Below are 14,991 nucleotides of genomic sequence, written 5' to 3' on the forward strand. Positions count from 1 at the left end.
TCCAATATTTATCCCTCAGCCGAATTTACTTGCATTCTGAGTAATATAGCAGTCCTAAATCATTTGTAAAATTTCTATATCTCTTTCTTCTTTCTTAGCTTTGCGTCCTTTGCGTCCTTTGCGGTTCGTTTCCTTATCTATATTTCTCACGACTCATTGAGGATTACTATAACTCCTAACTACTTTAGTGATTTTTGCAGTCTTCTTCTAGATATAAATATTATTTATTCCCTTAGTCAGAAGAGTTTTTTGATTCTCCTCTCTAAAGTAAACCCAGATAGAGAGATTTTTGACAATAGCAATCATATCTTATTAGTGAATTGATTGATAACGGTTTTATCTGCTGATAAAAAACATCGGCGTACCCTTCGGGAAGCCGCTATCGCGTCTATATCGGCGTTTATCGGCGGTTAATTATTTTTATCTCATCACTGACTACAAATTTTATATCAACATCCAATAATTGCAATTATTTTAAGTTAGGAAAACAATTATGACTACACAAGAAGAATTGCATCAATGGTATGAATTAGCCCAACAGTTGCGTGTTGATAGTATTCGCGCCACCACAATTGCGGGTTCTGGTCATCCGACATCATCTATGTCGGCGGCGGATGTGATGGCGGTTTTACTGACTAAATATTTTCACTACGATTTTGAGCATCCCAAAAACCCGAATAACGATCGCCTGATTTTTTCTAAAGGTCACGCTGCACCATTGCTTTATTCTATGTACAAAGCCGCAGGTGTGATTAACGATGAAGAATTGCGATCGCTGCGAAAATTGGGTAGTCGTTTAGAAGGTCATCCCACACCCATTTTACCTTGGGTGGATGTGGCAACTGGTTCTCTAGGGCAAGGCTTACCCATTGCTGTGGGGTTAGCTTTAGCCGGAAAATATCTCGACCAACTTCCCTATCATGTCTGGGTGTTACTGGGAGATAGTGAAACCGCCGAAGGTTCGGTTTGGGAAGCCTTTGACCATGCTGCACACTATACCTTAGATAATTTAATTGCCATTATTGATGTCAACCGCTTGGGTCAACGGGGGCAAACGGAATTAGGCTGGAATACGCAAGCATACTCTCATCGTGCGAAAGCCTTTGGTTGGCAAGCCATAGAAATTGATGGTCATGATTTTACCCAAATAGATCATGCCATGAATGCCGCGATCGCCGTTAACGATCGCCCGACAGTAATTATCGCCCGTACCAAGAAAGGTCAAGGTGTGGCTACTTTAGAAGATTTAGGCGGTTGGCATGGTAAAGCTTTAAAACCGGAACAAGAAGAACAAGCAATTGCCGAATTAGGCGGTGAACGTCAGATAATTATCCAAGTTCATCAACCAGATACCCAAGAGCCGGTTCCTACGGGTAAGCCCCAACCCCTGCAACTTCCTAGTTATGAAAAAGACACAAAAGTAGCGACACGTCGGGCTTATGGCGATGCTTTAAAAGCGTTAGGCAATTCTCAACCAGATGTAGTTGCCCTTGATGCTGAGGTCAGTAATTCCACGTATGTCGAAGACTTTGCCGAAGCCTTTCCCGAACGCTACTTTGAAATGTACATAGCCGAACAACAAATGATTGCGGCGGCGGTGGGTTTGCAAGTCAGAAAATATAAACCCTTTGCTTCTACCTTTGCTGCCTTTTTAACCCGCGCCTACGATTTTATCAGGATGGCGGCTGTGTCTCGCGCCAACATTAAATTAATGGGTTCCCACGCTGGTGTATCTATCGGTCAAGATGGCGCTTCCCAAATGGGATTAGAAGATTTAGCGGCTTTTCGGGCTGTGTGGAGTAGTACTGTATTGTACCCCAGCGACGCAAATCAAACCGCCAAATTAGTAGCGCAAATGAGCGATCGCCAAGGTATTGTTTACTTACGTACAACCCGCGAAGCTACACCTGTAATTTACGATGCAGATGCAGAATTTCCCATTGGTGGTAGCAAAGTTATCCGCAGTTCTGACCAAGACCAAGCCACCATCATCGGTGCGGGGATTACCTTACATGAAGCCCTCAAAGCTTATGAACAACTGAAAAACGCCGGGATCACAGTCCGCACTATCGATGCTTACTCAGTCAAACCCATTGATGTGTCAACCCTACATCAAGCTGCACAAGACACCGAAGGTAACTTAGTCGTAGTTGAAGATCATTGGCTAGAGGGCGGATTAGGTGCGGCGGTGTTGGATGCTTTCGCTGGTGTTGGGGAAATGCCAACTTACGAAGGGCCGCAACTACAACTGATCAAATTAGCCGTGAGTGAAATGCCCACATCAGGAACCCCAGAAGAATTACTCCACGCCGCCAAAATCGATGCTGATGCCATAATTGCCGCAGTGCGATCGCTAGTTAAACATCCACTGAGTACGAAGTGCTAAGTGGGATTAGACAAGGTAGAACGATTGCTTCCTTGTCTCCCTTGTCCTTGTTGAATCTATCTATTAAAATTCATTAGGGATTTTGTGAGTTATGATTACCCAAATACTTAGCTTTTAATTCTTCTAATTCTTGATCTATTTCGCTGTTACTTGTAGGTGGCGATGTGGTATTTTTCGGCTTTACTTGATTTGGTTGAGATTTCCCACCCATAAATTGAGTTTTTAATTCTTCTAATTCTAAATCAATTTGGCTTGGCGTTTGACTCACAACTTGAGGTGGTAAAGTTGGCGAGGACTGCACCTGGGATTTGACAGGGATATGTGGTTTATTTATTGGCGGAGATTGGGTATTTAAGTCTTGTAGAACTTCATCTACTTTTTGATAACGTCTAGCGGGAATGCTTTCTAGCATTTTATTGAGAATGCAACTTAAATGAGGACTCACAGGAGTAGCTAAATATTGTTGCCAATCCCAAGTATCACTATTAGCATCATAAGAATCAAAAGGCGATCGCCCAGTTAATAAATTAATACAAGTCGCTCCCAAACTATAAATATCACTGCCAAAAATTGCTCTACCTCTAATTTGTTCTGGTGCAACATATTCTGGACTACCAATACTAGTACCAGTGTGATTTAAAGCTGTACCCGTTGCCGACTTCGCTGCACCAAAATCGACTAAAACTAGTTTGCTATCGCTCTCACGTAAAATAATATTTTCTGGTTTAATATCACGGTGAATTACTTGCCTAGCATGACAAAACTGCAACACCAATAATAAATCATGCAAGAGTTGATAAATCTGCGTTTCGCTAAAAGTCCCATGTTGGGATAATTCCTGCGCTAAATTTAACCCATTAATAAATTCTTGCACCAAATACTGCCGATCATCTTGCGTAAAATATGCCAAAAGTTCCGGGATTTGTGGATGTTTACCTAATTCATCCAACTGCACAGCTTCTTGGTTAAATAACTCCACCGCTTTTTTGACTGTGTTTGTACCTTGGGCTTGCGGATAAAATTGCTTAATCACACAGCGCGGTTTTGAGGGTTTATCTTCATCGACAGCTAAAAAGGTTCTGCCAAAACCACCTTGTCCTATCGGACGAATGGCACGATAGCGTTCTTTGAGAAGAAGCTTAGAACCACAAGTCGTACAGAACTTAACATCAGTTGGATTTTCTGGTTTGGGACACCGAGGATTAAGGCAGTAGCTCATGCGTTGCGAACTGAGGGAGACTTGTTTTTATTGTCCCTTTTACTTGACAGAAGAGTGTTGATATTTGCTAAATGTAAACTCAAATATAGGAAGCTGGTTTGATTTTTGAAATTCTCTGTAAAGGCTGGGAGTGGGGAGTAGGGAAGTAGGGAGTAGGAAACAGCATTTTTTGGGCGTACTGTATTTTTCCTTCAAATTAAATGCGAGTCCCATAACTGCTAATTTTCCCTTTGGAGAATAATTTATGCCGCTTTCTCCTGTTGATTCAGCACCTGTAACCAATTAATCAGCCTTTGGCGTTGTGCCTCACATACTTTGATACTTGCCGAACGTAGTGTCTGGCGAGGAAAGATTTCTCGTAAGTCAGCCACCATTTCTAGAGTTTCACAAACCTCTAAACATTCGGCGATGTAATCAATTGATTCCATTTTCAGCCATTCGGGAGTCGCTTCCAAGTCGCAAATGTGATAATTCATAGTTTGATGTTTGGACTAGGCGATCGCTTTATACTTAAACAGTATTTGTTTAAATTAATACTATTAAATCAGAAAAAACTTAATCACTTACATTATTTTCAGAATAAACCAAATTATAGCAAAGTGCTGAGTACTGAATAAAAACTCTGTATTCTCAGGAGTTGCAGCCATCAACATAGCTCTAACAGATGCTTTAATTTTGATAAATCATCGTCAAAAGTTGCAGGAGACAATTCATCTTGTATTTATACAACGCCATAATTCTTCAAGTAACTTTTGCAATCTCATACGTAAAACCCCATACTCTAGATGTATCCATAATTAATGCCAACCTTTGCCACTAAGCCAAATGTATAACAACAATCTGCCTTTTTCTTCTACCCCTGGCTCACTGGAAATTCGCTATGGAAATTACTTCAACTATGCAATGCCGAGTGGTTGGCGAGTGGTTGAGGATGGCCAGTTTGCTGTTGTCTTAGTTTCCCCAGACAATGCAGCTTTGACAATTATGGTAGGAAATTCTGGACTGCCTGTAAACTACAATCCTGGGCAGTTTGTGTATGAGAAACTCATGGCAATGCAGCCTTATGACCTCAGAATCAGTCAGCCCCGCCCAGCGCAACCAATTGCGGGATGTTCCGTTGCTTATGAGTTTGATTGCACATACATACACAATGGTATTTTTTGCCAAGGCATAGCTAAATGTAGTGTGGCATATAGCTACAACATTTGTACAATGGTGATGACTTGTGCTGCCTCCCATCAACCACAGTGGCCTCATTATGCTTCATGGTTGCCCCAAGTCGCCTCTCAAGTTTCCGCCACCAACGGGGCTGCGTTTGGAATGCAAGGAGTTATGGCGCAGAACCTCCAAATTTCCCAAGTTGAAGGACAGAGATATCGAGAATACCGCGAATGGTCGCAACATACTTGGGATGAAGTCACCCGTCAACGCCATGAGTCGATAGACCGTCAAAATTTCCAGTTCCGCGAGAACTTGGGTAATGTGACAACTTGGACAAATCCTTATGGTTATCCCATTGTTGAGTTACCCACAAACCACAATTACTATTGGATCAATCGGCAAGGACAGATATACGGTACGAATGACTATGGTGAAAATCCCAATGTTGGTTCGACTCAAGATTGGGTAAGGATGAATCGATATCAACCATAAAGACTTACGCATAAAAACGAAAAATCAAGGGTTCTGGCGAGGGTACAAGGGTGTAGGGGTATAGGGCAATACAGTTCAGTTAAGCATTTCTTCCTTCTCTTTGCGTCCTTGGCGTTCTTGGCGGTTCGTTAAAAAATCTGACTTTGATCAAGAGTTTTAGCCTTAAGTGAACCGTATTGGGGTATAGGGGTGTGTTCCCATCTGTACACCCCCATTCTCAACAAACAACCTTTGTGAGTAAGTCCTAAGAACTACAGTTCACAACTCAATTCACCGGCTTTTTGAGTAAATCGGCGATTTTCTCTGTAATCTACAGGACAATCAATAACGGCGGGTACATCCTGTGCTAAGGCTTCTTTAAGTATCGGGATTAAATCGAGACTAGATTCCACACGATAACCTTTTAAACCCATACTTTCGGCTAATTTGACAAAATCAGGATTACCAAAATGGACGAAAGATGAATTACCTTTACCAAAGTGGTTTTCTTGTTTCCATTCAATTAAGCCATAGCCACCATCATTAAAGATTAAGGTGACAAAGGGAGTACCCACACGCAAAGCAGTTTCTAATTCTTGGCAATTCATCATAAAGCCACCATCACCAGTCACGGCGACAATTTTGCGTTTGGGATATACGAGTTTAGCGGCTAAAGCACCAGGAATTGCAATCCCCATTGCGGCAAAGCCATTAGAAATAATGCAAGTATTGGGACTATGGCAATGATAATGACGCGCCATCCACATTTTATGTGCGCCAACGTCGGAAATTACAATATCATCTGGCCCCATGACTTGCCGCAAGTCGTAAATTAATTTTTGCGGTTTAATTGGATAACCTTCATCATTAGCATATTGTTCATAATCAGCGCGAATTTCACCGCGTAAACTAATCGCATAAGGATTAGGTTTACCTTGGCGGTCTGCTACTTTTAAAATTTCAAACAAAGAATCAGAAATATCCCCAATAACTTCGACATTGCAAACATAACTACTGTCAATTTCTGCCGCAGATGTACTAATATGTACGATGGGAATATTACCTTCAGGATTCCATTTTTTCGGCGAAAATTCAATTAAATCATAGCCGATCGCAATTACTAAATCTGTATTATCAAAACCGCAGGTAATAAAATCCCGTTGCTGTAATCCGACAGACCATAACGCTAAAGGATGAGTATAAGGAATTACACCTTTTCCCATAAATGTATTAGCAACAGGGATATTCATTTGGGTAGCAAATTGTGTCACTGCATCACTAGCTTGACCACGAATTGCACCATTACCAACTAAAATTAAGGGATTTACTGCTTGAGAAATAATCGCGGCGGCGGCGCGGATGCTGGCGAAAGATGCGTAGGTTTTTTCAATTTTATCGCGCTGTAAAGGTTTCCCTTCCACAGGCATAGCGGCGATATTTTCTGGTAAATCGATATGCACTGCACCGGGTTTTTCAGTTTGCGATCGCTTGAAGGCTTTGCGGACAACTTCTGGTGTAATACTCGGTCGCACAATCTGTTTATTCCACTTAGTTACCGGGGCAAACATCGCCACTAAATCTAAATATTGATGAGATTCAATGTGCATTCTATCGGTTCCCACTTGCCCAGTAATTGCTACTAAAGGCGCACCATCAAGATTTGCATCAGCCACACCAGTCATGAGATTTGTTGCCCCAGGGCCAAGGGTAGAAAGACAAACCCCGGCTTTACCAGTTAACCGTCCATAAACATCGGCCATAAAAGCCGCACCTTGTTCATGACGAGTTGTAATAAATTTAATGGTAGAGTGTTTGATTGCTTCTAAAACGTGTAAATTTTCCTCACCCGGTAGTCCAAAAACATACTCTACACCTTCATTTTCTAAACACTTTACTAATAGTTCTGCTGTATTCATTTTAAGTTCCTCATAAGATGCACGAAATATCGTCATTGGTCATTAGTCATTTGTCCTTTGTGTTAATACCAATGACGAATGACCAATGACAAAGGACTAATCACTTCACCCAAACAGTTTTAACATTGACAAACTCTTGTATGCCTTGAATGCTTAATTCTCGGCCATAGCCAGAACGTTTGATACCGCCAAAGGGCAAGCGGGGGTCAGATTTAACTAAACCATTGATAAAGACTGCACCAGCTTCAATTTCGGCAATTAAGCGTGAACGTTCTTGGTCGTTGTTTGTCCAAGCACTTGCACCCAAACCAAAGGGTGTAGCATTTGCCAGTTTAATCGCTGCATCAATATTTGGCACTCGAAATAACAAGGCGACTGGGCCAAAAAATTCTTCCTGGGCAATTGGCGCGTCAAGAGGAATATCTGAGATGATTGTCGGTGGATAAAAGTTACCTGGAAGGTTTGATATAGGATGCCCACCAGTCAAGACTTTACCGCCGCTTTGTTTGGCAACTTGTACTTGCTGATCTAACTCTTGGAGGATATCTGGTGTGGCGAGTGGCCCTAAATCGGTGTCTGGTTGCATAGGATCGCCGACTTTTAAAGCCAGGAATTTATCTAACAATAACTTCTCGAATTGATCAGCGATCGCTTCTTCCACAATAAAGCGTTTCGCCGCAATACAAGATTGCCCGTTATTTAACATCCGGGCGGCGGTGGCTGTAGCTGCTGCGGCTGCTATATCCGCACTGGCTAAAATAATAAACGGGTCACTTCCTCCCAATTCCAAAACAGTTTTTTTAATGTGTTTGCCGGCGTTGGCGGCTAAAGACGCACCCGCAGGTTCACTTCCAGTTAAGGTAGCCGCTTTTACTCGGTCATCAGCAATTAAATCAGCTACTTTTGCCGCACCAATTAATAAAGTTTGAAATACACCTCCAGGAAAACCAGCCCGTTGGAAAATATCGGCAATTGCTAAAGCCGATTGCGGTACATTCGACGCATGTTTTAATAAACCAACATTACCTGCCATCAGTGCAGGTGCAGCAAAGCGAAACACTTGCCAAAAGGGAAAATTCCACGGCATAACTGCCAAAATTACCCCCAATGGTTGATAGCAGACAAAGCTATGACTAGCATCTGTTTTCACAGTCACATCCGCTAAAAAATCAGCAGCATTTTCCGCATAATAGCGACAAACACTGGCACATTTTTCAACTTCTGCGATCGCTGCTTTGTATGGTTTACCCATTTCCAGCGTCATGATTTTGCCAAAGTCTGCCTTTTCTTGGTCTAAAATTTCCGCAGCTTTTTGCAACCAGAGCGATCGCTGTGGGAAACTCGTCTTACGGTACTGCTCAAAAGCCTGATTTGCCAAATTTAGTTTAGCGGCAATTTCTACATCGTTGAGTGGCTCAAAAGTTTTGAGCGTCTCCCCAGTGGCGGGATTGATGGTGGCGATAGCCATTACCTGACCCCCATTAAAAAACAGCTTGAGGTAGCCGCCTATTTTTACACAAAGTTAGTTATGGAAGCTACCACCCAAATTGTAGACTTCTTGCTCAAAATTGGTTGCTTAATATTACAATTTCGCAATTAAATCTATAACAATAGATACACTAATTGACTGTATTTTTAGGTAGATACAGGACAGATTCAATGATTTATGGATGAGATTTTCTTGCTCAATTACTAGGCAAAAATTACTAGATATTGTGCATGATGTTTGTGGGTGCGATCGCTAAATAATCAAGCGCACAGCCTGACATAAAGCCAGGATTTTAAGATAACACCGAAAATATTAAAGTGCTACTCGCAAAACTCTAAAAGTAGAGTCTGGTATTTTTTACCTCTGATTCCCCCAGCAAATGTAAAAGTTTGTATCGAAACCTTGTCAGTCTTTGATGATAGGATTATTTAAATTTTGACCCTTATCGGTAATATGACAGGCACAAAGTCTAAAAAAACTCTATAGATAAACGTTAATTTCACGAAAAATCAGCAGTATTTCTCAACAGATGGTATAAAAGTTGCAGCAGAAGACACCAAAACCTTCCAAAACACAAGCAGATATTTTAAATAACTTCAAACAGTATTAGGGGTAGCTATTATGCCAACAATTCATTTAATAGATGGTGAAAAAGGTGGGGTAGGAAAGTCGCTAGTCACCCGGACAATGATTCAATATTGCTTAGATAAGAAAATTCCCTTTGTCCCCATAGAGACGGATAGATCAAATCCTGATGTGGCTGGCGTTTATAAAGGTATGTGTCAGTATGCTGTGTTTACCGAAGATGAACGCCAAGCCGACAAAGCCGATAGAATCTTTGAAATGGCAATGTCTAAGCCTGTAATTGTCAATCTCGCCGCCCAAAGCCATCGCGCCGTCAAAAACTGGATTGATAAAAACCAGTTACTGGAACTGGGAAGCGCCGAAGGAGTTAGTTTTTGCAAGTGGTTTGTCACTACAGGCGGCTATGACAGCCTCAATTTATTTGTTCAGTCAATTAATAGCTATGGTGATAAAGTTCCTCATGTCCTCGTGAGAAATTGCGGACTATGTGACGACTGGGAACATGTTGATTCTGACCCGAACATGCAACAGTTAGTACAGAAACATAACGTTCAGGTTGTGGACTTTCCGAAATTGGCATACAAAGAAAGAAACATCATTGACCAAACTCGGATGACTTTCTCAGAAGCAAGAGAATACAAAGAATTTGGAATTTTGAGCAAACAGCGAGTCGTACATTTTCTCAAGCTGGCTTACGCGGCTTTTGAAAAAGTTGGCATTTGGTATGAAGAAGTAAAGCAGGCTTAAAATGAGATGAATTGGAGTATTTTCTTGGCTGCGCTTGGTAGTACAAGTGTGGAGTTTTTCGAGGTGGTAGCGATCGCCTATGCTATTGGTAGTTCTGGTTATGTTAGAGAAGCCGTTTGGGGTTCTATCGTCGGGTTGATAGCTGTGTTGTCTGTAGCGATCGCTGTCGGCACTGGGTTACAATTCTTACCATTACAACCATTGCAAATCTTGATTGGCGGGTTATTGTTGTGGTTTGGTTGGGGATGGACGCAAAAGTCTGTACGCCGACTAGCCACAGGAAGGCGTGCAGGCTGGATTAATGATGATGTTCTGGAAAAAGAGGGTATTGTTTTAGAACAGGAATCTGGGGGATTTAGCAAACTGAATTTCCTGATTATGACTAAAAGTGTAGCATTGGAAGCCTTAGAAATAGTTGTGATTGTGATGACATTGGGTTTAGCAAGCAGCGCATGGTCTGAGGCGATCACAGCTACAGGGTTAGCTTTATTATTATCTTTAGTTGTGGTAGTTTTTTTACATCAATATTTAGTGAAACTGCCAGAAGTCTTAATAAAACTGGGTGCAGGAATTATGCTCTGTGCAATGGGGACTTTTTGGTTAGGGGAAGGTATGGGGGTAGAGTTTCCTTTTGATGAGGTTTCGATTCTGATTTTGATGACTTTATATAGTTTCACAGCCGGTATTTCAGTATATTGGCTCAAAAATCAAGCTGTAACATGAAAAAATTAGCTGAAGATTGTCGTTACTGCTCCGTAGTTTCTAAAGCTAACCGAGAAGACCCTATTGGCACAGCCTTGGTGGTAGGTGCGTTACGCTGTCGCTAACACATCCTACGTATCTACGTATCTGTTCATAAATCAAGTAGTAATCCTATATACCCCTTCACTCTCTCCCTAACCCTTGATTTTTCGTTTTCATGCGAAAGTCCTAATCAAATAGGGTGCAAGTAAGAAAATTAATTCCAGAAAAAATCTGTTTACTGACTCAAACGCTTTAATGGTAAAGCTTTCATCCGCCAATGATGAGCAACTTCCTTGCGAGGTCGGGACTAATTTTTGAAATACAGTATTTTTTATACTGAAATTTATAAATAAATACGAGGGTGTTGACACCCTGTAGATTAATGTGTATCTTCAAAGTATATACGTCAGACATATAACAGCATTTTGCTTTGACTAAGAAAGCTGAAGCCTAAACGTATAGGTTTTCACGAAATTATTTTGGAGCTAACTATGACATCTGTTGTTGCTAAATGGGGAAATAGTTTAGCTATTAGGATTCCAAAATCGGTAGCTGAACAAGCACACGTAACTGAGGGCATTGGTATAGATTTTTCCGTAGAAGGAAACAGCATTATTATCACGCCACAAAAAAGAAGAAAATATACTCTTGATGAGTTATTGGAAGGGATGACTCCTGAGAATTTTCATTCTGAATTTGAAACTGGCAATGCTGTGGGGAATGAAGATTGGTAGTTAAACCATATTTTCCTGAAAGAGGAGATATTATCAAGTTAGAATTTGGAGCAGAGAAACAGTTTACTGTTGATTCGATTCAGCGTGCATTTGCCCTTCACCAAGCTGGAATGTCATTTGAAGACATTGCTGTAACGTTGAATAATGAGCTTCAACAACAAGGACGCGAACAACAGGGCTACCGCCCTGTTCTCGTTATATCTCCAATTAAATACAATCAAATGTCTTCTCTAGTTTTGGCGTGTCCCATAACTAGTAAATCAAAAGGACTTAAATTTGAAGTTCCGCTTACTGAAGACATGAAAACAGAAGGAGTTGTACTAGCTGATCAAATTAAAACACTTGACTGGAAAGCTAGAAAAGTAAAATTTGTTGAAACAGTTTCAACAGATTTAATAGAAGAAGTGCAAGCAAAGTTAGAAACGTTAATTTTCTAAATTAGCTTTTGTATAGTATTTTAATAACAAACTAATAAATATTGTTCATTATCTCATTTCTCCTCCAGCTTTTACCTCGCAATAGAGATGCACAACACTGGCTCTCAAAAGCATTGATTTATCTGGGTGTGACTAGTCTTAGTAAGAAATTCAGGGTGGAATTTGCTGACTTTGAGGGCATTGTAATTATCGCTGGATTTGGAGCGATCGCACTCACTCATCTAGGGCATTGTAATTATCGCTGAAGTTGGGGCGATCGCACTTGCTTATCTAGGTGATTGTAATTATCGCTGGATTGGGAGCGATCGCACTTACTCATCTAGGCAATTGTAATTATCACTGGATTGGGAGCGATCGCTCCACAACCCACCATATTGTGCTGTACTAGCTTTTTTCTGGACTCCAGTGGCTGGTAATATTAGCAACAGAAGATTCTGGGGGTAAATTCCATGAAAGGCAGCCTAACAGCATGTTTCTTGAAGTACTTAGAGTTACGGTCAGGCTTGCGTTGCTTGAGTGCTAATCAGTTGTATTGGTTACTGCTGTTATTTTCTCCGCCTTTACTTGTGGCTTCTTCGTCTATAGTTTCATTGGCTGCACCTTTGGAAATCGCTCAAGCTGTACCAAATGCTGCTATTTCTCGTCCGACGCTGAAAATTGGCTCCCAAGGGGAACGTGTTTCGGAGTTGCAAGCCGCACTCAAGATTTTAGGCTTTTACTCAGGGAATGTTGATGGAGTTTATAACGAAAATACGGCAAATGCAGTTTCTCGTTTCAAGCAAGCCGTTGGTTTAAATCCTGATGGGGTAGTTGATGCGGCTACTTGGCAAAAACTGTTTCCTAAAGAACCTGCATCTACCAACACGGCTGCATCTTTGTCAGCAACTCGACCAAACACTACCAACACTGCTGTAGCGAAACCAGAACCAAGACCTGCTACTCCCAGAACTAGAACCACCCAAGTACCAACACTCGCACCAGAACCAAAACCAGTTAACCGCAGAACTCCCACAACGCAACGCAGAACTCCGACAAAGCCAGCAGCACCAACTATTACCTTTCGCCAAGTTCCGGGAATTCAATACACTGCGGAAGGATACCCAATTTTACGTTTAGGGATGAGTGGTCAAGATGTCATCACGTTGCAAAAACAATTACAAAGGTTTGGTTTTTTGAATAGTGGTAATGTCGATGGTGATTTTGGGCGCACTACCGAAACCGCAGTGAAAGCGTTGCAAAGGCGCTATGGTTTAGAAGAAGATGGTGTGGCTGGTGGTGCTACCTGGGACATTCTCTTGCGGCGATCGCCTGGGCAACGATAGGCTAATAATACGTAGTTATGTCAGTTTTCAGTAGGGATGGTATATGGCATCTCTACTCAATTTATGTGATGGAAGTAGTACCTGTTTGATATGAAACACTTTTTGTTAACTTGGCTGGCTACTGCGGTGGCGTTACTGATTACTTCTAGAATTGTCGATGGTTTTATTGTCAATAATTTTGTTGCGGCTTTGGTAGCAGTATTCGTTATTGGGTTGGTTAATGCTTTTATCAGACCAGTTTTGCGCCTGTTAGCCTTTCCCATTACTTTACTAACTTTTGGGTTATTTACATTCGTAATTAATGCTTTATCTCTGTGGTTAGCCAGTGCCATTACTCCCGGTACTGGTTTTGAGATTAAAGGCTTTTTACCCGCTTTGCTGGGGTCAATTGTATTATCAATTGTGTCGAGTGTGATTAATTATTTTCTGAGAGCTGTTGAATAAATAAGTTGGCGCTGTCTTTATTCATTGGCGAGAGTTTCCAGACTACTTAAATTTCGTAATATAGTTCAGTTTATTCGCCAGACTTCCATCTCCCTTGTCCCCCTTGTCTCCCTTGTAATTACAACTCCCTGAATCACGCTTAAATTTCTTGCGCCACTGCTACAGTTACCACCCCAGGTAGTTCTGATACGCGGAAAATATTTTTTGGAACTAATAATTTAGCACCAAGTTCGCCATTGTAAGCCGCCAAAATCGCCGCCGCCTCTGCAACACTGGGTGTTCCCGTGGTTTTGGTAATGATTGTAGATGGGTTGGGTACTAAGACGGTAGATAACTTTGCGGCGGAAAATGTTTGTAAAAGCCAATGGCGTTGATGGCAAATTTCTATTAATGCCGAATCTGATGCTTTTGTATCAATGGTAGCAATCCCCGCGATCGCACTTTCATCGAGTAAATATTTTTTAAATACTTGTTCAATGGCTATCACCATCAACTGCGCCGCAGTCCCTTGTTTAAAGCCAATTCCCACCCACAAATTTTGTCGGTAATCAGAATTTTTTTCCTGAGATGTTGTAGTGAAATTAATCAGCAATCTCCGATGATTTGAGTTGGGGAAATTGTCGTTGATTGCAATACCGAAAAATTGATCGATAGAATACTGTTCCCAAAAATTAAAAACTATATATTGAACATGTCTAGCACAGTAGGAAGCACCAAGGGAGAGGATAAGCAAAAACAGTAGGTTATTTCCTCATATTTTGCTTCATTTTTAGCATTGAAGCATAACATTTTCGCCTGTGCTTTACCTTGGTGTTTCAATTTCTTTTTCTCTATCGCAGTTGGCGAAAATAGCTGCGATGGAGTTTTGCTGTTTGGAAGTTAATTAAATTTTGAGATACAGTTTTTCTACTATTTAAGTAAATACCGTAGATTGAAAATTTTGTCAACGCCATCAAGAAGCATAAAAAAATCTTGAGCCGCTACAAGTTGCTTTTGAATAGTTTGCTTTGTTACTATTCAATCTGCAAATCAATGTCCACAATAATCTGCTTTTGAGTTTTTTTGTGCTTAAATTGTGAATTTAGAGCCGAGATTAACCATATAGCTTTTCTCATTCTAGTGAAGTACAAGCAAGAATAATTAACCGCCGATGGACGCAGATGAACGCAGATAAAAACAGATAAATTTGTAACTCAGCAGACTCGAAAACGCTATATAATAATGGTTCTTCCGGTAATTTTATGGAGAATTAGTAGTAAAGTGCCAAGTTAATAAGCTACGTAAGCGGAAATTACTAAAGTTGCGAAAGCCATATCCAAGTCTTTTGATTAACTTG

13 protein-coding genes are annotated in these 14,991 nt (G+C 41.1%); 8 read left to right on the top strand and 5 right to left on the bottom strand.

Annotated features, from left to right (window positions below):
• Positions 1 to 493 precede the first annotated feature (493 nt).
• Positions 494 to 2,386, top strand: coding sequence for a transketolase (locus H6G74_RS27060; protein ID WP_190970585.1), 1,893 nt, complete (start codon positions 494 to 496; stop codon positions 2,384 to 2,386).
• Between the two features lie 73 nt (positions 2,387 to 2,459).
• On the opposite strand, the gene H6G74_RS27065 is transcribed toward H6G74_RS27060, so the two are convergent.
• Positions 2,460 to 3,605, bottom strand: a complete 1,146-nt coding sequence (locus H6G74_RS27065; RefSeq protein WP_190970586.1) for a serine/threonine-protein kinase — start codon at positions 3,603 to 3,605, stop codon at positions 2,460 to 2,462.
• A 242-nt stretch (positions 3,606 to 3,847) separates the two neighbouring features.
• The gene (locus H6G74_RS27070; protein ID WP_190970587.1) at positions 3,848 to 4,081 is read right to left on the bottom strand and encodes a hypothetical protein; all 234 of its coding nucleotides are present in this window, start codon (positions 4,079 to 4,081) and stop codon (positions 3,848 to 3,850) included.
• A gap of 349 nt (positions 4,082 to 4,430) precedes the next feature.
• Here H6G74_RS27070 and H6G74_RS27075 point away from each other — a divergent pair, with 349 nt between their 5' ends.
• Positions 4,431 to 5,258 carry a hypothetical protein gene (locus tag H6G74_RS27075; protein WP_190970588.1) on the top strand — a complete coding sequence of 276 codons (828 nt, stop codon included), beginning with the start codon at positions 4,431 to 4,433 and terminating at the stop codon, positions 5,256 to 5,258.
• A gap of 251 nt (positions 5,259 to 5,509) precedes the next feature.
• On the opposite strand, the gene H6G74_RS27080 is transcribed toward H6G74_RS27075, so the two are convergent.
• Both H6G74_RS27080 and H6G74_RS27085 read right to left on the bottom strand, forming a co-directional pair.
• A complete protein-coding gene (locus H6G74_RS27080) occupies positions 5,510 to 7,153 on the bottom strand; it encodes an acetolactate synthase large subunit (protein WP_190970597.1) in 1,644 nt (547 codons plus the stop codon).
• Positions 7,154 to 7,253: 100 nt separating this feature from the next.
• Positions 7,254 to 8,621, bottom strand: a complete 1,368-nt coding sequence (locus H6G74_RS27085; RefSeq protein WP_190970589.1) for an NAD-dependent succinate-semialdehyde dehydrogenase — start codon at positions 8,619 to 8,621, stop codon at positions 7,254 to 7,256.
• Between the two features lie 642 nt (positions 8,622 to 9,263).
• Here H6G74_RS27085 and H6G74_RS27090 point away from each other — a divergent pair.
• The 6 genes from H6G74_RS27090 to H6G74_RS27115 all read left to right on the top strand — a co-directional run bounded on the left by H6G74_RS27090 (position 9,264) and on the right by H6G74_RS27115 (position 13,655).
• Positions 9,264 to 9,974 carry a mobilization protein gene (locus H6G74_RS27090; protein ID WP_096582981.1) on the top strand — a complete coding sequence of 237 codons (711 nt, stop codon included), beginning with the start codon at positions 9,264 to 9,266 and terminating at the stop codon, positions 9,972 to 9,974.
• A 6-nt stretch (positions 9,975 to 9,980) separates the two neighbouring features.
• Positions 9,981 to 10,697 (top strand): COG4280 domain-containing protein, encoded by a 717-nt coding sequence (locus tag H6G74_RS27095; protein ID WP_190970590.1) that lies wholly within the window; start codon positions 9,981 to 9,983, stop codon positions 10,695 to 10,697.
• Positions 10,698 to 11,209: 512 nt separating this feature from the next.
• Positions 11,210 to 11,452, top strand: a complete 243-nt coding sequence (locus H6G74_RS27100) for an AbrB/MazE/SpoVT family DNA-binding domain-containing protein (protein ID WP_190970591.1) — start codon at positions 11,210 to 11,212, stop codon at positions 11,450 to 11,452.
• Positions 11,446 to 11,889, top strand: coding sequence for a type II toxin-antitoxin system PemK/MazF family toxin (locus H6G74_RS27105; RefSeq protein ID WP_190970592.1), 444 nt, complete (start codon positions 11,446 to 11,448; stop codon positions 11,887 to 11,889). Before H6G74_RS27100 ends, H6G74_RS27105 begins: the two co-directional genes overlap by 7 nt.
• A 449-nt stretch (positions 11,890 to 12,338) precedes the next feature.
• Entirely contained in the window at positions 12,339 to 13,211 is an 873-nt protein-coding gene (locus tag H6G74_RS27110) for a peptidoglycan-binding domain-containing protein (protein WP_190970593.1), read from the top strand.
• 90 nt (positions 13,212 to 13,301) lie between these two features.
• Entirely contained in the window at positions 13,302 to 13,655 is a 354-nt protein-coding gene (locus tag H6G74_RS27115) for a phage holin family protein (RefSeq protein WP_062295288.1), read from the top strand.
• Positions 13,656 to 13,794: 139 nt separating this feature from the next.
• Here the strand turns inward: H6G74_RS27115 and H6G74_RS27120 are convergent, their stop codons facing one another.
• Entirely contained in the window at positions 13,795 to 14,247 is a 453-nt protein-coding gene (locus H6G74_RS27120; RefSeq protein WP_190970594.1) for a cobalamin biosynthesis protein, read from the bottom strand.
• Positions 14,248 to 14,991 lie beyond the last annotated feature (744 nt).

This window comes from Nostoc spongiaeforme FACHB-130, from assembly GCF_014698475.1.
In the GTDB taxonomy this organism is placed as follows: Bacteria; Cyanobacteriota; Cyanobacteriia; order Cyanobacteriales; family Nostocaceae; genus Nostoc_B; species Nostoc_B spongiaeforme.